We start from the raw sequence: 21,593 nt of genomic DNA, 5'->3' as shown, positions 1-21,593 counted from the left end.
TTTTGACGTAGTATAAATATGTCAGCGTTTGCCCGCCGCGTACGCCTCCGGGCCTGGCGGGCATCAAGCACAAGGGGACAGGGACAGTGGCTGTGGCAAAACGTATTTCCCAGGCCGTGAGACGGGGGATCGGCGCGCTCGCGCTGGCCTGCACAACCGCCGCAGGCGTTGCGGGTCCGGTGACCGCCGAAGGCGACGCCGCGGGCCTGAACACTCCGGTGATTTCGACCCAGAACACCCGCACCATCCGCGGCGAGCGCTACGTGCCCGGCATCTCTCTGTCACCCGACGGCTGCGAGATCTGGGTGATGGATGACGGGGCCGAGGGCTACGCAGTCTCGCGCATGACCCCGGACGGGCGTCCGGTCTGCCGCGACATCAACGTGTGCGGCACGCTGAACTCCGACCAGTATTTCGCCACCGACAAGTACGCGATCTCGCCCAAGGGCCGGGCGCGTCTGGAAGAGTTTTTCAACAGCGCCACCGCCTTCGGCTTCATCATCGCCGGTCACACCGATGCGCGCGCCAGCCTCGAGTACAACCGCCGCCTGAGCTACAACCGCGCCAACGCGGTGGCCTCGGTGGCGCGCGGCACCGGCGCCCGCATCATCGACGTGCGCGGCTACGGCGAGGAATACCCGGTGGCGACCAACCGCACCGCCGAGGGCATGGCGAAGAACCGCCGCGTCGAAATCCTGTGTGTGCGCTGAGGAGACGACCATGAAGACTGTACGCATTGCCCTCGTCCTCGGCGCCGCGCTGGCGCTCTCCGCCTGCGATGCCGGCCCCGACAAGAGCCAGGACCGCAACACCGTCGACCGCGACGATCTTTCGCAGATCAAGTGGGGCATCTGGGTCGATCCCGATGGCTGCGACAACTGGATCGCCGACGATGGCGTCGAGGGCTATCTCGCCCGCCGCTACGACCGCTACGGCAAACCGATCTGCTCCGGCGTGGCACCGCCGACGGTGGCGACCGGCGCATTCAAGCAGGGCGCAACCTCGTCGATCGGCGATCCGATCTGACCCGGTGCAGAGCCCGATGAACAGAGACGACCGCGCGGTGCCCATCGCGCGGTCGTTTTGCGTCTTGCGGGGGCAGGGGGGCCATTGCGGGGCTTGCCCTTCCCGGGACCGCTTGGCACCATGGGACCGACTCTAGGCGCAGGAGACATGCGTGACGACAGGCACTCTCACAGAAGCCATCCTCGAATTCCCCGACAACCGGCTGCTGATCGATCTGTGCGGCGAATTTGACCGCAACCTCACCGATATCGAGACCCGGACCGGGGTGCAGATCCTGCGCCGCGGCAACCAGCTCGCGATCCACGGCCCCGAGGAGGCGCAGGCCGCCGCCCGCGAGGTGCTCGGCGCGCTGTATCAGCGGCTCGAGCAGGGGCGCTCGGTGGGCCGGGCCGATATCGATCGCGAGTTCCGCCTCGCCCCCGAGCCCGAGGAAGAGGCCAGCGGCGGCCAGCTCGAGATGTTCGAGGGCGGCAAGGTCGAGATCAAGACCCGCAAGAAGCTGATCGAGCCGCGCACCGACGCCCAGAAGGCCTATGTGCGCTCGCTCTACCAGCACGAGATGTGCTTCGGCATCGGCCCCGCCGGCACCGGCAAGACCTATCTCGCCGTCGCGGTGGGGGTGAACATGCTGATCACCGGCGCGGTCGACAAGATCATCCTCTGCCGCCCGGCGGTCGAGGCCGGCGAGCGTCTCGGTTTCCTCCCCGGCACGCAGGAGGAGAAGGTCGATCCCTACATGCAGCCGCTCTACGACGCGCTGAACGATTTCCTGCCCGGCAAGCAGCTCGCCAAGATGCGCGAGGAAAAGACCGTCGAGATCGCGCCGCTGGCCTTCATGCGCGGCCGCACGCTGTCGAACGCCTTCGTGGTGCTAGACGAGGCGCAAAACGCCACCACCATGCAGATGAAGATGTTCCTCACCCGCCTCGGCGAGGGCTCGCGAATGGTGATCACCGGCGACCGCACCCAGGTCGACCTGCCGCGCGGCGTGCCCTCGGGCCTGCAGGACGCCGAGCGCCTTCTTTCCGCGATCGACAAAATCGGCTTCAACTATTTCAGCGCCAAGGACGTCGTGCGCCACCCGCTGGTCGCTGCCATCATCGAGGCCTACGAGCAGGACGTCGCCGGCTGAGATCCGGTGGCGCGCCTGCCTCTTGCGCGCCCGACGCCAGCCGCTATACGCCCCTTGTCCTTCTCTGGTTCAAAATACCTTGGGGGAGGCCCGGACGCAGGTCCGGGACGGGGGCAGCGCCCCCGGCGGCGACGTAGACACAAGCAGGACCAGGCCCTGATGCTGACCGACACACTCCTCGAAGATCCGCGCTGGGAGGCGGCCGGGCTCGAGGCTCTGGCCGAACGCGCCGCCCGCGCCGCGCTGTCGCATCTCGCCCTCGACCCCGACGCTTTCGAGATTGCCGTTCTTGCCTGTGACGATGCCCGCATCGCCGAGCTGAACGGCGATTTCCGCGCCAAGCCCACCCCCACCAACGTGCTGTCCTGGCCCTCCGAGGAACGCGACCCCGAGGTGCTGCCGGAGGGCGGACCCGACGGGATGCCCGAGGAGCTGGGCGACATTGCCATCGCCTGGGAAACCTGCGCCCGCGAGGCGGCGGAACAGGACAAGCGGCTCGAGGATCACATCACCCACCTGATGGTTCACGCCACGCTGCATCTGCTGGGTTACGATCACATCAGTGACGCGGAAGCCACGGTGATGGAAACTCTCGAGGCAGAAATACTTGGCAAAATGGGTATCGAGGACCCATATTCGTAACGCTTGGGGCCGCGGCCCCGTTTTTGGATAGGAACAATGGGCGATAACGACGGCTCGTCTACGGCAGCGCAAAGCGCGCAGCAGCTGACAGATGCAACCGCGGGCGATGGACTTTTCCGCCGCCTCATCAAAGCGTTGAAACCGGAGGAGGGGCAGGGCCAGGAGCCTGGCAGCACCTCCGTCACGGTCGCCATGCCACGTCCGGGCATGATGAACCTGCGGCGTATGCGCGTCGAGGACGTGGCGATTCCCAAGGCCGAGATCGTCGCGGTGCCCGACACCGTCACCAAATCCGAGCTGGTTCAGGTCTTCCGCGACAGCGGCATGACCCGTCTGCCGGTGTTTTCGGGCACGCTCGACACCCCGGTGGGCATGGCGCATTTGAAGGATTTCGCGCTTCGTCACGGCTTCAATGGCAGCGACGAGGATTTCGACCTCAAGAAGATCCTGCGCCCGCTGGTCTTCGTGCCGCCCTCGATGCCGATCGGCGTGCTGCTCACCAAAATGCAGACCGAGCGGCGGCACATGGCGCTGGTGATCGACGAATATGGCGGGGTCGACGGGCTGGTGACCATCGAGGACCTGATCGAACAGGTCATCGGCGAGATCGAGGACGAGCACGATATCGACGAGGGCCGCAACTTCTTCCGCGAGAAATCCGGCAGCTGGCTGGCGCTGGCCACCACGCCGCTCGAAGAGTTCCAGACCCAGACCGGCATTTCGCTCACCGCCGACAAGGAGATCGACGAGGAAGAGATCGACACGCTTGGCGGTCTGGTCTTCATGCTCGCCGGCCACGTCCCGGCGCGGGGCGAGGTGGTGCCGCATCCGGGCGGCTTCGATCTCGAGGTGGTCGACGCCGATCCGCGCCGGATCAAGCGTCTGCGCATCCGCCCGCACGAACAGGCCGCGAGCGCCGGTCCGGGCGCCACGCGCGCGGCCGAGCCGGTGGCGCCGCTGCCGAGCGAGACCCGCACCGAGGCCACCGCCGAGGCGCAGAGTGCCTGACATCCAACGGCGCGCGCACAGCCGTCTTGGCGCTTTGGCGCGGCTGGCGCTCGCCGTGGCGGCGGGCGCGGCGCTGGGGCTGGGGCAGGCACCCTGGGCCCTGACCTGGGCGGGCTTTGCCGGCCTGCTTGCCATCGTCGCCCTGTTCTCGCAGACCCGCGGCCCGCGCGCCGCTCTGGCCTGCGGCTGGGGCGCGGGCGTGGGCTATTTCGCGCTCGTGCTCAACTGGGTCACCGAGCCGTTCCAGGTCGATGCCGCCACTACCGGCTGGATGGCACCCTTTGCGCTGGCGCTGCTGGCCGCCGGGCTCGCGCTGTTCTGGGCGCTGGCCTTCTGGGGGGGCGGGCGCGCGGCGCCGCGTCGCAGGCTGTTTGCCCTCGTGGTGATCTGGTCGGCTGTCGAGCTGGCCCGCGCCTACCTGTTCACCGGGTTCGCCTGGGCCACGCTGGGCTCGCTCTGGGCGCCGACCCCGGCGCTGCAATGGGCGGCCGTCGTCGGCACGCACGGGCTGACCGTCCTGACCCTCGGCATCGCGGCGCTGCTCGTCGCGGGCCTGCGCGACCTCCGCCTCGGCTGGCCGCGCGTGGCCGCAGGTCTCGCCGGTCTTGTGGGGCTGGTCGCGGGCGGGGCGGCGCTCACCCCGCCTCTGCAGGATCTCGCCGGGCGCCCGGTGGTGCGGCTGGTGCAGCCCAACGCGCCGCAGCACCAGAAATGGGACCGGGCCTTCGTGCCGATCTTCTTCGAGCGGCAGGTCGAGTTCACCGCCGCCCCGGCGAGCGAAGGGCTCGATCGTCCGTCGCTCACCGTCTGGCCCGAGACCGCGGTTCCGATGCTGCTCAACAATGCAGGCGACGCGATCGCGCGCATCTCCGACGCCGCCGGCCCCGCCAAGGTGGCGCTCGGCATCCAGCGCGTCGAGGGCGAGACCTGGTTCAACTCGCTGGCGCTCACCGGGCCCGCCGGCGCGGTCGAGGCGACCTATGACAAGCACCATCTCGTGCCCTTTGGCGAGTACATGCCTTTCGCGCCGCTCTTCGCGCGGATCGAGGTCGGCGGGCTGGCGCAGCGCGCCGCCGGCGGCTACGGCGCAGGGCCGGGGCCGCGCACCATCGATCTCGGCCCCGAGCTTGGCCGGGCGCTGCCGCTGATCTGCTACGAGGCCGTGTTTCCCCAGGATCTGCGCTCGCCACAGCGCCCGGACCTGCTGCTGCAGATCACCAACGACGCGTGGTTCGGCACCGTATCCGGTCCGTACCAGCACCTCTCGCAGGCCCGGATGCGGGCGGTGGAGCAGGGGCTGCCGCTTCTGCGTGCTGCCAATACCGGCGTCTCGGCGGTGATCGACGGGGCGGGGCGGGTGCTCGACAGCCTGCCGCTCGGCGAGGCCGGTTATCTCGACACGCCCCTGCCGCCGCCGCTGCGCGTCACGCTCTACAGCCGCACCGGGGATCTGCCGCTGGCGATCCTGCTTGGGCTGCTGGCGTTTACGCTCTATTTGCCGCGACGCCGGGTTTCGGTTGACGCCGAGTCCGCAACGACGTAGCGATAACCGTCATATCCCCGTCACAACGGCTTCCTGGCGTGACGGCTGGTACCCAATGGAGCAAATATGTCCCGACAGAATTACACTTTCACTTCGGAATCCGTGTCCGAGGGCCACCCGGATAAGGTCTGCGACCGGATTTCCGATGCCGTGCTCGACGCGCTCCTTGCCGAGGACCCGCTGGCGCGAGTCGCCTGCGAGACCTTTGCCACCACCGACCGCGTGGTGATCGGCGGCGAGATCGGCCTCACCGATCAGGACAAGCTGCATGACTACATGCAGCGTATCCCCGACATCGCCCGCGCCTGTATCAAGGATATCGGCTACGAGCAGGACAAGTTCCACTGGGAAACCTGCGAGATCACCAACCTGTTGCACGAGCAGTCGGCCCATATCGCGCAGGGCGTGACCGGCGAGCGCGGCGACGAGGGGGCGGGCGATCAGGGCATCATGTTCGGTTACGCCACCAACGAGACGCCCGAGATGATGCCGGCGCCGATCCTCTACTCGCACGCGGTGCTCAAGCGCCTCGCCGAGGCGCGCAAGTCCGGTGCCGAACCGCAGCTCGGCCCCGACGCCAAGTCGCAGTTCTCGGTGCGCTACGAGAACGGCAAGCCGGTGGGCGTGAGCTCGGTGGTGCTGTCGCACCAGCACCTCGATCCGTCGCTGAGCTCGGACGACATCCGCGCTATCGCCGAGCCTTATATCCGCGAGGTGCTGCCCGAGGGCTGGCTCTCGGCCGAGACCGAGTGGTGGGTGAACCCGACGGGCACCTTCGTGATCGGCGGACCGGATGGTGACGCGGGCCTGACGGGCCGCAAGATCATCGTCGACACCTATGGCGGTGCGGCACCGCATGGCGGCGGGGCGTTCTCGGGCAAGGACCCGTCCAAGGTCGACCGCTCGGCGGCCTACGCGGCGCGCTACCTGGCCAAGAACATCGTCGCCGCCGGCATGGCCGAGCGCGCCACGGTGCAGCTGTCCTACGCCATCGGCGTGGCTAAGCCGCTGTCGATCTACGTCGACACCTTCGGCACCGCCGAGGTCGACCCGGCGGCGATCGAGCGCGCGATCCCCAAGGTCATGGACCTGACGCCGCGCGGCATCCGCACCCATCTCGACCTCAACAAGCCGATCTACGAGCGCACCGCCGCCTATGGCCATTTCGGCCGCGCCGCGGAGGCCGACGGCGGCTTCTCGTGGGAAAAGACCGACCTCGCTGACGCACTCAGCCGCGAGGTCTGAGCCGGGTAGGGGGAGACCCCTCGCGATACACGGGCCACGCGCGGCAGCGATGCCGCGCGTGGCCTTTTTCGTATGTGGAGACGCGCGGGGAGCGCGGGGACACTGCGGCACCGCTCGCGTGAGGGCGGGTCCGAACGGTTGCAGTGCCGTGCGAGGGCAGTGAAGCGCGAGGGCGGTGCCGCGGGAGGGTAATGCCACAGGAGGGCCCTGCCGCGCGAGGGTGGTCCGCGCGAGCGGGCCTCGAAGGCAGTGCAACGCGAGCGCCCCTCGAAGGACGTGGCGCACGAGGCGGGCTTTCGCAGAGCACGCGGATGGCGTGCGCCCGACCCGCGGGCGCGTTGCGGGATTGCCCCGCGCGCGGCTTGACGCTAAAGCCCCCGGCCATGACCAGTTCGAACAAGCATCCCGGCGCCCCGTGGCGCAACTTCTATGGCCGCGTGAAGGGCAAGACGCTGAAGGCGTCGCAGGAAGCCTATCTCGACGAGGATCTCGCAAAGCTCTCGCCCGGCGCGGTGGACTGGGACGAGAACCCAGAGCGCAAAGCGCTCGACACGGGCGCGATGTTCGGCGGCAAGCGGGTCTGGCTCGAGGTCGGTTTCGGCGGCGGCGAGCACATGGTGCATCAGGCCGCGACCTATCCAGACGTGGGCGTGATCGGGTGTGAGCCCTTCATCAACGGCGTGGCGATGCTGCTGGGCAAGATCCGCCGGGCGGGGGTCGAGAACGTCAAGGTCTACCCAGGCGACGTGCGCAACCTCTTCGACGTGCTGCCCGAGGCCTCGATCGACAAGGCCTTCCTGCTCTATCCCGACCCGTGGCCCAAGGCGCGCCACCACCGGCGTCGCTTCGTCACGCCCGAGCATCTCGAGCCGCTGGCCCGCGTGCTGAAGCCCGGGGCCGAGTTCCGCGTCGCCACCGACATTCCCGACTACGTGCGCCAGACCATGGTCGAGGTGCCCAAGGCCGGCTTCGAGTGGCTGGCCGAGGGGCCGGCGGACTGGCGCGAGCCGTGGGGCGACTGGATCTCGACCCGCTACGAGCAGAAGGCGCTGCGCGAAGGCCGGGTGCCGCATTACATGACGTTCCGCAAACGCTGAGCGGGGGAGGGGCGCTGCCCCTCTTGGCGCGCTGCGCCAATTCACCCCGGAGTATTTGGGAACGAAGAGAAGACAGGGGCGCGGGCGGCTGCTATCAGCGCCGTGAGCGATAACAGAGCAGGACGCGAGGGGGCGAGATGTCGAGCCACGGGGAAGCCATTCCGATGATTGCACGCCGGTCCACCGGGCTGAGCGGCGAGGCGCATGTGCCGGGAGACAAGTCGATCTCGCACCGGTCGCTGATTCTTGGCGCCATGGCGGTGGGCGAGACCCGGGTGACCGGGCTGCTCGAGGGGCAGGACGTGCTCGACACCGCCAAGGCGATGCGCGCCTTCGGGGCCGAGGTCGAGAAGCGCGGCGACACCTGGCACGTGAACGGCGTTGGCGTCGGCGGGTTCGCCGAGCCGGAGCAGGTCATCGATTGCGGCAACTCGGGCACCGGGGTGCGGCTGATCATGGGGGCGATGGCGACCACGCCGATCACCGCGACCTTCACCGGCGACGCCAGCCTCAACAAGCGCCCGATGGCGCGGGTCACCGACCCGCTGGCGCTCTTCGGGGCGCAGGCGGTGGGCCGCGAGGGGGGGCGGCTTCCGATGACCATCGTCGGCGCGCGCGATCCCCTGCCGGTGCGCTACGCCACGCCGGTGCCCTCGGCGCAGGTCAAATCGGCGGTGCTGCTGGCGGGGCTGAACGCGCCGGGCGAGACCGTGGTGATCGAGCGCGAGGCGACGCGCGACCATTCCGAGCGGATGCTGACCGGCTTTGGCGCCAAGGTCGTCACCGAGGACACCGCGGAGGGCCGGGTGATCACGCTCACCGGCCAGCCGGAACTGCGGCCGCAGGTCATCGTGGTGCCGCGCGATCCGAGCTCGGCGGCCTTCCCGGTCTGCGCCGCGCTGATCACCGAAGGCTCGGACGTGCTGGTGCCCAATATCGGCCTCAACCCGACCCGCGCGGGCCTGTTCTTCACCCTGCAGGAGATGGGCGCGGATCTCACCTTCGAGAACCCGCGCGAAGAGGGCGGTGAGCCGGTGGCGGATCTGCGGGCGCGGTTCTCGCCGGACCTCAAGGGGATCGAAGTGCCTGCCGAGCGCGCCGCCAGCATGATAGACGAGTACCCGGTGCTGTCTGTCGTGGCGAGCTTTGCCGAGGGCAAGACCCACATGCCTGGGGTCAAGGAACTGAGGGTCAAGGAGAGCGACCGGATCGATGCGATGGCCCAGGGGCTGCGCGCCAACGGTGTCGCGGTCGACGAGGGCGAGGACTGGTGGACGGTGCATGGTCGCGGCCACGGCAACGTGCCGGGCGGGGCCGAGACGGCGAGCCACCTCGATCACCGCATCGCCATGTCGTTCCTCGTCATGGGGCTGGCCACGACCGAGCCTGTGCGGGTCGATGACGGTGGCCCCATCGCGACCTCCTTCCCGATCTTCGAGCCGCTGATGAGCGGGCTCGGCGCGGTGATCGAGCGGCTCTGACGGGCCGCGTGCGGACGGGCTGTGCCGTGAGCGTGCGGTTCCGCTGATCCCGGTTTGCCGGCTGCGGGCGCCGTGGACCCGGCGGCCCGACCGTGGCGGTTGGAGCGGGGCCAGGGTTGAAGCTGCCGTCCGCGCTCGCCATAACGGCGGGACGCATCAAGGAGGCAGCAGCATGAGCTTCACCATCGCCATCGACGGGCCGGCCGCCGCCGGCAAGGGCACCATCAGCAAGGCCGTTGCGGCGCATTTCGGCGTTGGGCATCTCGACACCGGGCTGCTCTACCGCGCCGTGGGCAAGCGCATGCTCGACGGCGTCGAGCCGATCGACGCGGCGCTGGCGCTGGTGGCCGAGGATCTGGAGGCCGAGGGGCTGCGCACCGCAGACGTGGCGCAGGCGGCGAGCAAGGTCGCGGCGATCCCGGAGGTGCGCTCGGCGCTGGTCGACTTCCAGCGCGCTTATGCCCGCCGCGCCGGCGGTGCGGTGCTTGACGGGCGCGACATTGGCACGGTCATCTGTCCCGAGGCCGAGGCCAAGCTGTTCGTCACCGCCAGCGCCGAGGTGCGCGCGCGGCGGCGCTATGACGAGCTGCGCGCCGGCGGGGCAGAGACCGATTACGAGACGGTGCTGGCGGATACCAAGGAGCGCGACCACCGCGACGCCACGCGCGCCGACGCGCCGCTGCGCCCGGCAGAGGACGCGGTGGTCCTCGACACCTCGGAGCTGGATATCGGCGCCGCGGTGGCTCAGGCCATCGCCGCGGTCGCGGCGCGACGCCCGGACGGAGACACGGCATGAAGACGCGGCGGATCGGGGCGCTCGAGACCTCCTGCCTCGGCATCGGTGCGATGTCGTTTGCCGATTTCTACGGTGCCACCACCGAGGAGAACTCGCAGGCGATCCTCGACCTCGCGCAGGAGCTGGGCGTGCGCCATATCGACACCTCGAACGTCTACGGCATGGGCCGGTCGGAGCGCGCCATCGGGGCATGGCTGCGCGCCAATCCCGGCGCGCGCGAGGGGCTGCACATCGCCACGAAGGCGGGCATCACCCAGGACGCCGAGGGCAATCGCCGCTTCGACAACTCCCTGGAGCATATGGAAGCCGAGCTCGACGCCTCGCTCGAGCGGCTGGGCACCGACTGCGTCGATCTGTTCTACGTGCACCGCTATCAGGCCGAGATCCCGGTCGAAGAGGTGGCCGGCACCATGGGACGGCTGGTCGACAAGGGAAAATGCCGCAGCATCGGCTTTTCCGAGATCGCGCCCTCGACGCTGCGGCTGGCCCATGCCGAGCACCCGGTCGCGGCGGTACAGGCGGAATACTCGCTTGCCACCCGGCTGCCCGAGATGGGCATGGTGCAGGCCTGCGCCGAGCTTGGCGTCGCGCTCGTGGCGTTCTCGCCGGTAGGGCGCTCGCTGCTCACCGACGATCCGATCGACCGCGACCGCATCGCCGGCAACCCGTTTCTTGCAAGCAATCCGCGGATGATGGAGCCGAACCTGAGCCGCAACCTCGAGATCGTGGCGGGCTTCCGCGCGCTGGCCGCCGAGATGGGGCTGAGCGCCGCCGGGCTCGCCATCGCCTGGACGCTGCACCGGGGCGATCACGTGCTGCCGATTCCGGGCACCCGCTCGGTCGGCCATTTCCGCGAGCTGGTGCAGGGGGCCGAGGCCAGCCTCACGCCCGAGGATATGGCGCGGATCGAGGCGGTGCTGCCGGTGGGCTGGTGCCATGGCGACCGCTATTCGCGGGCGCAGTGGATCGGGCCCGAGAACTACTGCTGAGTCGCCGCACGCCCCCTCAAGGGCGGTTCGGAGCCGCCCTGCGGCGGCGGAAAACGCCGCGAAACCCTGCGTAAGCGGGGTTTGCGGCTGCTCGGGGCTTGATCCGGCGGGCGCTTCGGCGTATATCGCGCGACGTCAAGACAGGCGCAAAGCTGCGGACAGGGAGGCGAGCAGGGTCGGAATATCACCGGCCCTCTTTGTTTTGTAGCGCCAGGACCGACCAACGTTGCCCGCTTTCAGCGGGGGACAGCCAAGACCGGCGGAGACAACCGCCCGGCCAGAAAACCGTTGTAAAGGAACAGAACGCCACATGGCTAATTCGACCATGGAGGAATTCGAGGCCCTCCTTAATGAAAGCCTCGAAATGGACACCCCGGACGAAGGTTCGGTTGTCAAAGGCAAGGTCATCGCGATCGAAGCGGGCCAGGCCATCATCGATGTCGGCTACAAGATGGAAGGCCGCGTCGATCTGAAAGAATTCGCAAATCCCGGCGAAGCTCCCGAGATCACCGTCGGTGACGAAGTGGAAGTCTTCCTCCGCGCGGCCGAGAACGCCCGCGGCGAAGCCGTGATTTCCCGTGAGATGGCCCGCCGCGAAGAGGCATGGGACCGTCTCGAGAAGGCCTACGCCGACGACGCCCGCGTCGAAGGTGCGATCTTCGGCCGCGTCAAGGGTGGCTTCACCGTCGACCTCGGCGGCGCGGTTGCGTTCCTGCCCGGTTCGCAGGTCGACGTGCGCCCGGTGCGCGACGCTGGCCCGCTCATGGGCCTCAAGCAGCCGTTCCAGATCCTCAAGATGGACCGTCGCCGCGGCAACATCGTTGTTTCGCGTCGTGCGATCCTCGAAGAGAGCCGTGCCGAGCAGCGTGCGGAAGTCATCGCCAACCTCACCGAAGGCCAGACGGTCGACGGCGTGGTCAAGAACATCACCGAATACGGTGCGTTCGTCGACCTGGGCGGCGTGGACGGCCTGCTGCACGTCACCGACATGGCATGGCGCCGCGTCAACCACCCCTCGGAGATCCTGTCGATCGGCGAGACCGTGAAGGTCCAGGTCATCAAGATCAACAAGGAAACCCACCGTATCTCCCTCGGCATGAAGCAGCTGCAGGAAGACCCGTGGGATCTGGTGGCGGTCAAGTACCCGCTGGCCTCGGTCCACAAGGGCCGCGTCACGAACATCACCGATTACGGTGCATTCGTGGAGCTGGAGCCGGGTGTCGAGGGCCTCGTTCACGTGTCCGAAATGTCCTGGACCAAGAAGAACGTGCACCCCGGCAAGATCGTCTCGACCAGCCAGGAAGTCGACGTCATGGTGCTCGAGATCGACCCGGCCAAGCGCCGCGTGTCGCTCGGCCTCAAGCAGACCATGCGCAACCCGTGGGAAGTCTTCTCCGAGACCCACCCCGAGGGCACGCAGGTCGAGGGCGAGGTCAAGAACATCACCGAGTTCGGCCTGTTCATCGGTCTCGACGGCGAGATCGACGGCATGGTGCACCTCTCCGACCTCAGCTGGGATCAGCGCGGCGAGGAAGCCATCCAGGAGTACCGCAAGGGTGACGTGGTTCAGGCCGTGGTCACCGAAGTGGACACCGACAAGGAGCGTATCTCGCTCTCGATCAAGGCACTCGGCGGCGACAAGTTCGCTGACGCGGTCGGCGGCGTGAAGCGCGGCTCGATCGTGACCGTCGAGGTCACCGCAATCGAAGATGGCGGCATCGAGGTGGAATACGAGGGCATGAAGTCCTTCATCCGCCGCTCCGACCTGTCGCGCGACCGCGCAGAGCAGCGCCCCGAGCGCTTCTCGGTGGGCGACAAGATCGACGTCCGCGTCACCAACATCGACAGCAAGACCCGTCGTCTCGGCATGTCGATCAAGGCCCGCGAGATCGCCGAAGAGAAGGAAGCCGTGGAACAGTACGGTTCGTCCGACTCCGGCGCATCGCTCGGCGACATCCTCGGCGCAGCGCTCAAGGGCGACAACTGAGCCTGAGGCGCTGACGCGCTGACAAGATTGGCCCCGCCGGAGCGATCCGGCGGGGCTTTTTCGTGCGATCTGGGACCGCGCGGCGGACGCTGTTGGTGGTGCGAGTGGTACCGGGTTGGTCTCCAACTGCTTCGCCCGGTCGACGCGGGGAGATCGGCCTCGAGACGCGAACAGGCCGTGGAGCGTGCGCCACGGTCGCCTTCCGAAGCACCTCGTTGTCGACGCTCTGCGGGCTGGGCGTCGGGCAACATGGCCCGTCCCGCCGGGCCGAATCGCATTTCGAACCGCAGATATTTCCGCGCTGCAGCATCGCGCTGGCAGGGCCGCGACCGGCCTCTTTCTGCGGTGAGGGCCGACAAAGCGCTGCTTTCCAATGCTTTTCCGCGTGATCCGCCGGTTTCCATTTGGCGCGCGCGCGGGAAGTGTCGTAGAACTGCGAGCAGCGCGAAAAGACGCAGCGAGGGATGTGCGACGATGATCAGGTCTGAATTGATCCAGAAGATCGCGGAGGATAACCCGCATCTCTACCAACGGGACGTGGAGCGGATCGTGAACACGATCTTCGAGGAAATCACCAATGCCATGGCGCGGGGCGACCGGGTCGAGCTGCGCGGTTTCGGTGCCTTCTCGGTCAAGAAACGCGATGCGCGGCTCGGGCGGAACCCCCGCACCGGAGAAGCGGTTGAAGTCGAGGAGAAGCACGTGCCATTCTTCAAGACCGGCAAACTGCTTCGTGACCGGCTGAACGGAAAGTAAGACAAGACCATGCGTTACATTCGCTATGCCTTTCTGGGCGTCCTCGCGATCGTCCTCGTGGCCATCGCAATGGCCAACCGCTCGATGGTGGAGCTCAAGCTGCTGCCGCCGGACCTCGCGACCCTGCTGGAGTTCCAGCAGAGCCTGTCGCTGCCGCTGTTCCTGGTGTTCTTCGGCGGCATCGTGTTCGGCCTGTTGATCGGCTTCGTCTGGGAGTGGATGCGCGAGCACAAGCACCGCGCCGCCGCGACCGAGCGCAAGGCAGAGGTGCGCAAGCTCGAGCGCGAGCTCAGGAAGACCCAGGCCGAGCGCGACAAGGACAAGGACGAGGTCCTGGCGATTCTCGACCAGAGCGCCTGAGCGCGGTCTGAGCTGCGGCAGGCGCCGAGGCGCGGCCGCATCGCCCGGAGGAGAAAGAAGGGGGCGCTGCCCCCGTCGCAGCGAAGCTGCGACTCCCTCGAGGTATTTTTGAACCAGAGAAGACAGGGCCGCGCGCGGTCCGGAGGCGGGGTGTGATGAGTGAGATTCGCGTCAAGATCTGCGGCCTCACGCGGCCCGAGGACGTGGTGGCCACGGCTGAGGCCGGTGCGAGCTATGCCGGCTTCGTGTTCTTTCCCAAGAGCCCGCGGCACGTGAGCGTCCCTCAGGCGCGTGAGCTGGCGCTGGCGGCCCCGGTCGGGCTTGCCAAGGTGGGGCTGGTGGTGAACGCCGAGGACGCGCTGCTCGATGAGATCATGGCGCAGGTGCCGCTCGACATGTTGCAGCTGCACGGCCGTGAGAGCGTCGAGCGGGTCGCGGAGATCCGGGCCCGCTACGGGCTTCCGGTGATGAAGGCGGTGGGCGTCGCGAGCGAGGCGGATCTGCCGGCGCTGCTCGACTACGGCAAGGTGGCCGACCAGATCCTCGTCGATGCCAAGGCGCCGAAGGGCGCGGCGCTGCCGGGCGGGAACGGGTTGGCCTTCGATTGGCGGCTGATCGCCGGGCGGCGCTGGCCCGGTCCGTGGATGCTGGCGGGCGGTCTGACCCCGGCCAATGTCGGGCAGGCCATCGCGATGACCGGGGCGCGGCAGGTGGATGTGTCCTCCGGAGTGGAAGCAGCCCCCGGCACGAAGGACGCCGCGCGCATCAGCGCCTTCCTGCAGGCGGTCAGCGATGCGGCCGAGGCAGGCTCGGTGCCGCGCCTTTGAGCCTTTTGTACCTGAAGGCGGGTGTTACGGCCCGCCGGCGGCCTGTCTTGCGCTTGGAGCAGCGCAGGAGAGCCCTGACCCGGTACCGCGTGTCTGAGCTACGCTCGTTCCCGAGCACGTGAGTATCCGCCCGCACACGGCAGGGCATTTGTCTCCTCGGATAAGGAAGGTGATCGCGGAGCCACGGGGGGCGGCGCGTCGCAGTGCCCCGCTTAAGCCTACGAGGTGCGGTTCTGCGCTCGCGCCTGCGAGGACGGATCGCAGGACGCGTTCGTGGCGGCGCCAGGGGGGGTGCGATAGGGAATGCGGAAGACGGGCCGCTGCGGCGCCGCAGCCGTGTCGCGGATCCGCGCGCCAACCCAAAATGGGGGCACAGGCCAGTCCGTGGCGGCGCAACTAACGATCGGGGCGCTGCGCGTCTAACGATTGGGAGAGGGGAGGAGGCACCGTGCCGGCGCAAAGCTGTTCGTGGTCCCTCAGCCGAAAGACCCTTACCCCAAACAGCAGAAAGGCCACCCGAGTGGGCGGCCCTTTCGCATGTCTTGTGATCCGTGGATCGCCTCAGCCCTGGCGGGCTTTGAAACGACGCTGGGTCTTGTTGATCACGTAGACGCGGCCCTTGCGGCGCACAACGCGGCAGTCACGATGGCGCTTTTTGAGCGAGCGGAGCGAGTTTGCGACCTTCATTGTGGTCTCTCCTCTTGTCGCGGCGCGCGAGCGCCTTGCGTTGCGGGACCTACCGTGGGCGCGACCCCGCGGAGGTGGTGAATTAGGACCATGGTGGGCGGTACTGGGATCGAACCAGTGGCCCCTACGATGTCAACGTAGTGCTCTACCGCTGAGCTAACCGCCCTCTCATGGCCTGCGCGATGCCCGTGTCTCCGTGCCCCAGAAGTAAGTGGGGCGCGGGAGAACCGCGCCGGTGGAGCGCTCTATAAGTGGAGTCGGAGATGGTGGCAAGAGCTTTTCTGGCAAAGAATGCCGGTTTCCATCCCGCGAGGAAAACAGGCTTTTTGCCCTCGGGGAATTCGCGCTAAACTATGCTCCTCAGGAGGACGAATGCCCAAAGTCGCCTTTCATCTCGATTTGCCGGAGGCGGCCACCTCCTGCGCCGTGTTTGCCTCGCCGCATTCGGGGCGCGATTACCCGTGGAGCTTCCTGCGCAACACCGTGCTCGACGAGCACGCCATCCGCTCGTCCGAAGATGCCTTTGTCGACCGGCTGTTCGACTGCGCGCCGCAATTCGGCGCGCCGCTGCTGCGCGCCGGGGCGCCACGCGCCTTTCTCGACCTCAACCGCGCTCCGGACGAGCTTGACCCGGCGCTGGTCGAGGGGGTGCGCCGCAGCGGACACAATCCGCGTGTCGCGAGCGGTCTGGGCGTGGTGCCGCGGGTGGTCTCGAACGGGCGGGCGATCTATCGCGGCAAGATGCCTTTGTCCGAGGCGGAGCGTCGCATCGCGCACTACTGGCATCCCTACCACGCGCAGCTGCGCGAGCTGGTCGAGAGCGCGCACCGCCGCTTCGGCGAGGCGGTTCTGATCGATTGCCACTCCATGCCGCACGAGGCGGTGGACGGGGTGGCGCGCAATTCCGCCCGGCGGCCCGAGATCGTCATCGGCGACCGCTTCGGCGCCTCGGCCTCGGCCGAGATCGTGTCGCGGGTCGAGGCGGCGTTCGCCCGGGCCGGGCTGTCGGTGGTGCGCAACGCGCCGTTTGCCGGCGCCTATGTGACGCAGGCCTATGGCCGGCCCTCGCGCCAGCAACACGCCATCCAGATCGAGATCGACCGCTCGGTCTACATGGACGAGGCGCGGATCCGACCGAACGCCGATTTCCACGCCTTCCGGCGCGTGCTGCGCGGCGTGGTGGCCGAGATCGCCGCGATCGGGCATCGTGAACAGGGAAAGCCGCTGGCCGCGGAGTGACCCTGCCTCCGCTCTGACGGTGCGGGCTTCAGGCGAGCAGCGTGTCGAGTCTCTCTGCCAGTGCCGTATCGTCCTTGATCTGCAGCCGCACCGGCAGGGTCAGCACCTTGGGGCGGAACTCGGCCGGCAGGCGCACCGCGTCTTTCTCGGTGGTGACGAGCTGCGCGCCGAGGCGCGCGGCGTCGGTCTCGAGCCGGGTCAGCAATTGCGGCGTGAAGGGCTGGTGATCGTCGAGCGCCGAGATGCCGCGCAGCTCTGCCCCGAGCCCCTTGAGCGTGGCGAAGAACTTCTCCGGGTGGCCGATGCCGGCGAAGGCGAAGGCGGGCAGCCCCTCCCAGCTCATGCCGGTCTGCAGGGGCGCGAGGTGGCCCGTCAGGTGGGGCAGGGGGATATGGCGCCCCCAGGCGGCGGAGAAGCGCCTCTGGGCGGCATCGGGTCCAATCGAGAGGACGAGGTCGGCGCGGGCAAGGCCGGCCTCTACGGGCTCGCGCAGGGGGCCTGCGGGCATACAGCGCCCGTTGCCGAAGCCCTTGGCCGCATCCACCACGATGATCGAGAGATCCTTGGCCAGCGCCGGGTTCTGGAAGCCGTCATCCATCACGATGACCTGCGCCCCGGCCTCTGCCGCCGCGCGCGCCCCGGCAGCGCGGTCGCGCGCCACCCAGACCGGCGTGAAGGCGGCGAGCAGCAGCGGCTCGTCGCCGACATCGCCGGGGCCGTGGCCAAGTGGATCGACCCGCACCGGCCCCTCGAGCCGTCCACCATGGCCGCGCGAGACCACGTGCACCGCCTTGCCGCGGGCGCTCAGGCGCTCGATCAGGGCGATCACGGTCGGGGTCTTGCCGGTGCCGCCGGCGTTGAGATTGCCGACGCAGATCACCGGCACGCCCACCGAGGTGCCGGGGGCCGCGACACGGCGGGCGGTGGTGCGGGCGGTCAGCGCGCCGAGCGGGGCCAACAGGCGGGCGCGCAGGGCGGGGCGCTCGGGCGGCGTGTACCAGAAGGCAGGCGGGCGCATCAGGCGGCCTCCCCGGGCGTGTCGTTGTTGTCGCGCGGGTCGTCTTCGCCGTCGAGCCAGCGGAACACCTGCGCGATCACCTTGTCGGTGAGCGCTGCGCCCTGACTGACCACGTCCCAGCCGGCATGGGCCATCGCCGCGGCGCGATCCGGCGCCACCAGCTGCGAGACCGCCGAGGCGAGGCTGTCGAAATCGCGCACGATGCGGGCGGCGCCGGCGTCGACGAGACGGGTGTAGGCGGACAGGTGGCGTCCGACATTCGGCCCATAGAGCAGCGCGGCGCCGTGCGCGGCGGCGGCCAGCGGGTCCTCTCCGCCATGGCCCGGGCGCAGCGAGCCACCGAGGAAGGCGATGGGGGCGAGGCGGTACCACAGCCCGAGCTCCGAATCGTCCTCGGTGACCAGCACCTGGGTGTTCTCGTCGGGCATCTCGCCGTCGTCCCAGACCACGCTGCGCAGGTCGGACTCGCGGGCGATGCGGCAGATCTCGGCACCATCCTCGCGGCTGGCGGGGACCATGAACAGGATCAGCCGGTGCGCCAGGCGGATGGCGCGGCGATGCGCCTGCAGGATCTCGGCCGCCTCGTCGGCGCGCACCCGCGCGGCAAGCCACGCCGGACGGCCCGAGAGCAGCTGTGCCATCTCCTCGTGCAGATCCGGCGAACAGTCGAGCGGCGGCGCGCTCTCGCTCAGGGGGCCGGCGCGGCGCAGCCGTTCGTCGGGCAGGCCGAGGCGGCGCAGGCGCCGGTGTGCCATGTCGTCGATCGAGAAGATCCGGTCGAACAGCTCGAGCGTCGCGGTGGTGCAATCGGGCAGCCAGATCGGCCCCGGCACGTGCCACGGATCGTTGCCGGCATCGAGATGCACGAGCTTGGTGCCGGTATCCGAAAGCCGCGACAGCAGCGCCGGTTGCAGCGCCTGCCCGGTCCAGAGACCGATATCGGGGCGCCAGTGGGCGGCGAAGCTCTGTGCGTCGGCGATGGTGTCGGCGGGCAGCGGCGCGCCGATACAGCCCGGATAGGGCTGGGCGGGCACGCTGGGATGCCAGGTCAGCAGCACCGAGATCTCGTCCCGCTGGGCGCGGATGCGGGCCGCGAGCGCGGCCAGCGCGCGGACGCTGTCGAGCCGCGCGCCATGCATCCACAGCAGCGGACCGTCCGGGCGCGGCACCACCGAGGGCGCGGCCGTTGGGCGACCGCGCGCCGAGGCGAGATAGGCCGAGAGCGCGAAGGGCTTGCGGGGCAAGGGCGTCAGCCGAGTTCCTCGGTGGTCGAGGTCTCGGCCTCTTCGTCGCGCAGACGGTGAAGATGGGCGATGTAATAGCGCATGTGGGCGTTGTCGACGGTGCGCTGCGCCTCGGCCTTCCAGGCGTCGTGGGCACTGGCATAGTCGGGGAAGATCCCGACGATGTGCAGGTCGTCAACGTTCTTGAAGACGTTCTTTTCCGGGGTCACGAGTTCGCCGCCGAACACGAGGTGGAGTCGTTGAACCATGCTCTGACCTTTCAGGTGAAGACGCGCGCAACCTACGGTCTCGCCCAGCGAGGTCAAGCGCCCAGCCGTGCGAGGGGCGGGGTGGCGTGGCGGAAAACGCGTGCAATTTTCTTTGAACGACTCCGGGCCGCAAGGCCGGGCAGGTCAGCGGGCCTGTCGCAGCCTGCCAAGGATCTCGCCATGCAGCGCCGGGTTGGCGGCGACCACGCCGTCATGCTTGGGATGGGCGGCGTTGAAGCGGATCGCCGCGCCGGTGCGGTCGCTGAGCACCGCGCCGGCCTCGGACAGCAGCAGGGCGCCCGCGGCGATGTCCCATTCCCAGGACGGGCGCAGCGTCAGCATCGCGTCGAAGCGGCCCTCGGCGACCAGACCCAGCCGGTAGGCGATCGACGGGCGGTGGCTGCGCCGCAGCGCGGGCACCGGGCTGCGCCAGTGATCGGGCTGCATCGAGGGCTTGGTGGCCAGCACCTGCGCGGTCTCGAGCGTTGCCACGTCGCTGGCGCGCACCGGCGCATCGTTGAGCCGCGTGCCCTCGCCAAGCGCCGCGCTGTAGAAACGCTCGCGCATCGGCAGGAACACCACCGCGGCAGTGATCTCGCCATCGCGGGCCACGGCCAGCGAATGCGCCCAGCTGTCCGAGCCTTCGATGAAGCTGCGGGTGCCGTCGATCGGGTCGACGATGAACACGTGCTCCGCCCCGAGCCGCGCCGGATCGTCGGCGCTTTCCTCGCTGAGCCAGCCATAGTCGGGTCGGGCGCTGCGCAGCAGCCCCTCGAGCACCGCGTTCACCGCCATGTCGGCATCGGTGACGGGGCTGCCGTCAGCCGCCTTCTGGCGCACGTTCATGGCGCCGCCGATATAGCGGGTGGCGGTCTCGGCGGCGCTCCACGCGGCGCGGGTCAGAAGCGCGAGGTCACTCTCCGGCAAGGGTGAGCCCCTCGACCAGCAGCGACGGTACCACGCGCGACAGCCAGCCGCGCGCGTCGTTGGCCGGGGTGATCCGGCGCAGCATGTCGCGGAGGTTGCCGGCGATGGTCACACCCGAGACCGGGTAGGCGATCTCGCCGTTCTCGACCCAGAACCCCGCCGCCCCGCGCGAGTAGTCGCCGGTGTTGGGGTTAATCGTGGCACCGATCATCGATGTCACCACCAGCCCCGAGCCCAGCTGCGCGATCAGTGCCTCGCGGCTCTGTTCGCCCTGCGTCAGCGCAAGGTTCCACGAGGTCGGAGACGGCCCGCCGCCGGTGCCGCGCGCGGCGTTGCCGGTGGGGTCCATGCCGAGCTTGCGGGCCGTGGCCAGATCGAGCGAGTAGCCGGTCAGCACGCCATCCTCGACCAGCGCACGGCGTTGCGTCGGCAGGCCCTCGGCATCGAAGGGGCGCGAGCCGGGAATGCGCGGACGGTGCGGGTCCTCGACCAGCGACAGCCCCTTGGGGAGCACGTCCTCTCCGAGCGCCCCGCGCAGCCACGAGGCGCCGCGCGCCACCGACGCGCCATTGGCCGCCGAGATCAGGTGACCTATCAGCGAGGCGGCGATGCGCTCGTCGAACAGCACCGGGTAGGCGCCGGTCTTGGGGCGGCGGGGGTTCTGCCGCTCGAGCGCGCGCTCGGCGGCGCGGCGGCCGATCTCGGCGGCGCCGCGCAGGTCCGACTGGAAGGTGCGGCTGTCGCCGTCGTAATCGCGCTCCATCGCAAGCCCGGTGCCCGCGATGGCGACGCAGGAGCGCGAGCGCGAGCTGCGCGCGTAGCCCCCCGAGAAGCCGTTGCTCGCGGCCAGATGCACGTGGCGGCGGCCATAGCCTGCCGAGGCCGACTGCACCTGTCCGATGCCCGGCACCGCCAGCGCCGCGGCTTCCGCCGCGCAGGCGTCGTCCTGCAGCTCGGCCGGGGAGGGGGCGTCGGTGGGATCACACATCTCGAGTGCGTCGATGTCCCAGTCCCGGGCGAGCTGTCCGGGATCGGCAAGCCCGGCATACGGGTCCTCGGGCGCCTCGCGGGCCATGGCCACGGCGCGGTCGGCCATGGTGGCGAGGGTGCTGTCCTTGGTGTCCGAGGACGACACCACCGCGCTGCGCCGACCGACGAACACCCTCAGCCCGATGTCGGTGCCCTCCGAGCGGTCGGCCTGCTCGAGCGTGCCGTTGCGCACGTCGATCTCGGTCGAGCTGCCCTCGACGGCGATCGCGTCGGCGGCATCGGCGCCGGCCTTGGTGGCGGCATCCAGAAGGGCGTGGGTCAGGCTGTCGAGGGGTCGGTTCATGGGGGCTC

At 69.1% G+C, this 21,593-nt stretch carries 22 protein-coding genes, 1 tRNA gene and 1 riboswitch; of the genes, 16 read left to right on the top strand and 7 right to left on the bottom strand.

The genetic code is table 11. The features are described from left to right. The first annotated feature begins 92 nt into the window (after positions 1-92). From LCM15_RS04430 to LCM15_RS04360, 15 genes are all read left to right on the top strand, one after another. Positions 93-710: an OmpA family protein gene (locus tag LCM15_RS04430; protein ID WP_224853464.1), complete on the top strand. Its 618-nt coding sequence runs from the start codon at positions 93-95 to the stop codon at positions 708-710. 10 nt (positions 711-720) lie between these two features. Then, positions 721-1,026, top strand: coding sequence for a hypothetical protein (locus tag LCM15_RS04425; protein ID WP_224853461.1), 306 nt, complete (start codon positions 721-723; stop codon positions 1,024-1,026). A gap of 151 nt (positions 1,027-1,177) precedes the next feature. Then, positions 1,178-2,158, top strand: coding sequence for a PhoH family protein (locus LCM15_RS04420; protein ID WP_224853458.1), 981 nt, complete (start codon positions 1,178-1,180; stop codon positions 2,156-2,158). A gap of 159 nt (positions 2,159-2,317) precedes the next feature. Further along, positions 2,318-2,800 carry an rRNA maturation RNase YbeY gene (ybeY, locus tag LCM15_RS04415; protein ID WP_224853455.1) on the top strand — a complete coding sequence of 161 codons (483 nt, stop codon included), beginning with the start codon at positions 2,318-2,320 and terminating at the stop codon, positions 2,798-2,800. 36 nt (positions 2,801-2,836) lie between these two features. Further along, positions 2,837-3,808, top strand: coding sequence for a hemolysin family protein (locus LCM15_RS04410; protein ID WP_224853441.1), 972 nt, complete (start codon positions 2,837-2,839; stop codon positions 3,806-3,808). Next, positions 3,801-5,351 carry an apolipoprotein N-acyltransferase gene (lnt, locus tag LCM15_RS04405; protein ID WP_412103274.1) on the top strand — a complete coding sequence of 517 codons (1,551 nt, stop codon included), beginning with the start codon at positions 3,801-3,803 and terminating at the stop codon, positions 5,349-5,351. The genes LCM15_RS04410 and lnt overlap by 8 nt, the downstream gene beginning before the upstream one ends. A gap of 14 nt (positions 5,352-5,365) precedes the next feature. Further along, positions 5,366-5,414, top strand: a riboswitch (SAM-SAH riboswitch). Positions 5,415-5,417: 3 nt separating this feature from the next. Continuing rightward, on the top strand, positions 5,418-6,596 hold the full coding sequence (gene metK, locus LCM15_RS04400; protein ID WP_224853438.1) for a methionine adenosyltransferase: 1,179 nt from the start codon (positions 5,418-5,420) through the stop codon (positions 6,594-6,596). 383 nt (positions 6,597-6,979) lie between these two features. Continuing rightward, positions 6,980-7,693 carry a tRNA (guanine(46)-N(7))-methyltransferase TrmB gene (gene trmB, locus LCM15_RS04395; protein WP_224853435.1) on the top strand — a complete coding sequence of 238 codons (714 nt, stop codon included), beginning with the start codon at positions 6,980-6,982 and terminating at the stop codon, positions 7,691-7,693. A gap of 137 nt (positions 7,694-7,830) precedes the next feature. Further along, complete coding sequence (gene aroA / locus LCM15_RS04390) at positions 7,831-9,174, top strand: 3-phosphoshikimate 1-carboxyvinyltransferase (protein WP_224853431.1); 1,344 nt, start codon at positions 7,831-7,833, stop codon at positions 9,172-9,174. 172 nt (positions 9,175-9,346) lie between these two features. Beyond that, on the top strand, positions 9,347-9,970 hold the full coding sequence (cmk, locus tag LCM15_RS04385; RefSeq protein WP_224853428.1) for a (d)CMP kinase: 624 nt from the start codon (positions 9,347-9,349) through the stop codon (positions 9,968-9,970). Then, positions 9,967-10,959 carry an aldo/keto reductase gene (locus LCM15_RS04380; RefSeq protein ID WP_224853425.1) on the top strand — a complete coding sequence of 331 codons (993 nt, stop codon included), beginning with the start codon at positions 9,967-9,969 and terminating at the stop codon, positions 10,957-10,959. Before cmk ends, LCM15_RS04380 begins: the two co-directional genes overlap by 4 nt. A 226-nt stretch (positions 10,960-11,185) precedes the next feature. Further along, positions 11,186-12,946, top strand: a complete 1,761-nt coding sequence (rpsA, locus tag LCM15_RS04375) for a 30S ribosomal protein S1 (protein ID WP_224853423.1) — start codon at positions 11,186-11,188, stop codon at positions 12,944-12,946. A 474-nt stretch (positions 12,947-13,420) separates the two neighbouring features. Further along, the gene (ihfB, locus tag LCM15_RS04370) at positions 13,421-13,702 is read left to right on the top strand and encodes an integration host factor subunit beta (RefSeq protein ID WP_224853421.1); all 282 of its coding nucleotides are present in this window, start codon (positions 13,421-13,423) and stop codon (positions 13,700-13,702) included. Between the two features lie 9 nt (positions 13,703-13,711). Further along, positions 13,712-14,062: a LapA family protein gene (locus LCM15_RS04365; RefSeq protein WP_224853419.1), complete on the top strand. Its 351-nt coding sequence runs from the start codon at positions 13,712-13,714 to the stop codon at positions 14,060-14,062. Positions 14,063-14,217: 155 nt separating this feature from the next. Continuing rightward, complete coding sequence (locus LCM15_RS04360; RefSeq protein ID WP_224853417.1) at positions 14,218-14,889, top strand: phosphoribosylanthranilate isomerase; 672 nt, start codon at positions 14,218-14,220, stop codon at positions 14,887-14,889. A gap of 561 nt (positions 14,890-15,450) precedes the next feature. Here the strand turns inward: LCM15_RS04360 and ykgO are convergent. After that, entirely contained in the window at positions 15,451-15,576 is a 126-nt protein-coding gene (gene ykgO / locus LCM15_RS04355) for a type B 50S ribosomal protein L36 (RefSeq protein ID WP_007792261.1), read from the bottom strand. Positions 15,577-15,667: 91 nt separating this feature from the next. Continuing rightward, positions 15,668-15,742 (bottom strand) — tRNA-Val (locus tag LCM15_RS04350). A gap of 206 nt (positions 15,743-15,948) precedes the next feature. Here LCM15_RS04350 and LCM15_RS04345 point away from each other — a divergent pair. Beyond that, positions 15,949-16,815 (top strand): N-formylglutamate amidohydrolase, encoded by an 867-nt coding sequence (locus tag LCM15_RS04345; RefSeq protein WP_224853415.1) that lies wholly within the window; start codon positions 15,949-15,951, stop codon positions 16,813-16,815. A gap of 28 nt (positions 16,816-16,843) precedes the next feature. On the opposite strand, the gene lpxK is transcribed toward LCM15_RS04345, so the two are convergent. From lpxK to LCM15_RS04320, 5 genes are all read right to left on the bottom strand, one after another. After that, entirely contained in the window at positions 16,844-17,833 is a 990-nt protein-coding gene (gene lpxK / locus LCM15_RS04340) for a tetraacyldisaccharide 4'-kinase (protein ID WP_224853413.1), read from the bottom strand. Continuing rightward, entirely contained in the window at positions 17,833-19,077 is a 1,245-nt protein-coding gene (locus LCM15_RS04335) for a 3-deoxy-D-manno-octulosonic acid transferase (RefSeq protein ID WP_224853411.1), read from the bottom strand. The genes lpxK and LCM15_RS04335 overlap by 1 nt, the downstream gene beginning before the upstream one ends. 5 nt (positions 19,078-19,082) lie before the next feature. Next, positions 19,083-19,325 carry a DUF4170 domain-containing protein gene (locus LCM15_RS04330; protein WP_224853409.1) on the bottom strand — a complete coding sequence of 81 codons (243 nt, stop codon included), beginning with the start codon at positions 19,323-19,325 and terminating at the stop codon, positions 19,083-19,085. 144 nt (positions 19,326-19,469) lie between these two features. Beyond that, complete coding sequence (locus LCM15_RS04325; protein WP_224853407.1) at positions 19,470-20,252, bottom strand: inositol monophosphatase family protein; 783 nt, start codon at positions 20,250-20,252, stop codon at positions 19,470-19,472. Continuing rightward, the gene (locus tag LCM15_RS04320; RefSeq protein WP_224853405.1) at positions 20,239-21,585 is read right to left on the bottom strand and encodes a TldD/PmbA family protein; all 1,347 of its coding nucleotides are present in this window, start codon (positions 21,583-21,585) and stop codon (positions 20,239-20,241) included. Before LCM15_RS04320 ends, LCM15_RS04325 begins: the two co-directional genes overlap by 14 nt. Positions 21,586-21,593: the final 8 nt, after the last annotated feature.

The organism is Salipiger bermudensis (genome assembly GCF_020171625.1).
In the GTDB taxonomy this organism is placed as follows: Bacteria; Pseudomonadota; Alphaproteobacteria; order Rhodobacterales; family Rhodobacteraceae; genus Salipiger; species Salipiger bermudensis_B.
Note: the sequence above shows the minus strand (reverse complement) of the source record. Positions and strands in the feature narration are given on the sequence as shown.

What these genes read in the sequence shown, in the direction of transcription:
- LCM15_RS04365 (WP_224853419.1), top strand. Translation starts at nt 13,712, where the DNA reads ATGCGTTACATTCGCTATGCCTTTCTGGGCGTCCTCGCGATCGTCCTC.
- ihfB (WP_224853421.1), top strand. Translation starts at nt 13,421, where the DNA reads ATGATCAGGTCTGAATTGATCCAGAAGATCGCGGAGGATAACCCGCAT.
- LCM15_RS04425 (WP_224853461.1), top strand. Translation starts at nt 721, where the DNA reads ATGAAGACTGTACGCATTGCCCTCGTCCTCGGCGCCGCGCTGGCGCTC.
- LCM15_RS04410 (WP_224853441.1), top strand. Translation starts at nt 2,837, where the DNA reads ATGGGCGATAACGACGGCTCGTCTACGGCAGCGCAAAGCGCGCAGCAG.
- lpxK (WP_224853413.1), bottom strand. Translation starts at nt 17,833, where the DNA reads ATGCGCCCGCCTGCCTTCTGGTACACGCCGCCCGAGCGCCCCGCCCTG.
- ykgO (WP_007792261.1), bottom strand. Translation starts at nt 15,576, where the DNA reads ATGAAGGTCGCAAACTCGCTCCGCTCGCTCAAAAAGCGCCATCGTGAC.
- LCM15_RS04360 (WP_224853417.1), top strand. Translation starts at nt 14,218, where the DNA reads ATGAGTGAGATTCGCGTCAAGATCTGCGGCCTCACGCGGCCCGAGGAC.
- LCM15_RS04320 (WP_224853405.1), bottom strand. Translation starts at nt 21,585, where the DNA reads ATGAACCGACCCCTCGACAGCCTGACCCACGCCCTTCTGGATGCCGCC.
- LCM15_RS04330 (WP_224853409.1), bottom strand. Translation starts at nt 19,325, where the DNA reads ATGGTTCAACGACTCCACCTCGTGTTCGGCGGCGAACTCGTGACCCCG.
- LCM15_RS04380 (WP_224853425.1), top strand. Translation starts at nt 9,967, where the DNA reads ATGAAGACGCGGCGGATCGGGGCGCTCGAGACCTCCTGCCTCGGCATC.
- cmk (WP_224853428.1), top strand. Translation starts at nt 9,347, where the DNA reads ATGAGCTTCACCATCGCCATCGACGGGCCGGCCGCCGCCGGCAAGGGC.
- ybeY (WP_224853455.1), top strand. Translation starts at nt 2,318, where the DNA reads ATGCTGACCGACACACTCCTCGAAGATCCGCGCTGGGAGGCGGCCGGG.
- aroA (WP_224853431.1), top strand. Translation starts at nt 7,831, where the DNA reads ATGTCGAGCCACGGGGAAGCCATTCCGATGATTGCACGCCGGTCCACC.
- LCM15_RS04345 (WP_224853415.1), top strand. Translation starts at nt 15,949, where the DNA reads ATGCCCAAAGTCGCCTTTCATCTCGATTTGCCGGAGGCGGCCACCTCC.
- trmB (WP_224853435.1), top strand. Translation starts at nt 6,980, where the DNA reads ATGACCAGTTCGAACAAGCATCCCGGCGCCCCGTGGCGCAACTTCTAT.
- metK (WP_224853438.1), top strand. Translation starts at nt 5,418, where the DNA reads ATGTCCCGACAGAATTACACTTTCACTTCGGAATCCGTGTCCGAGGGC.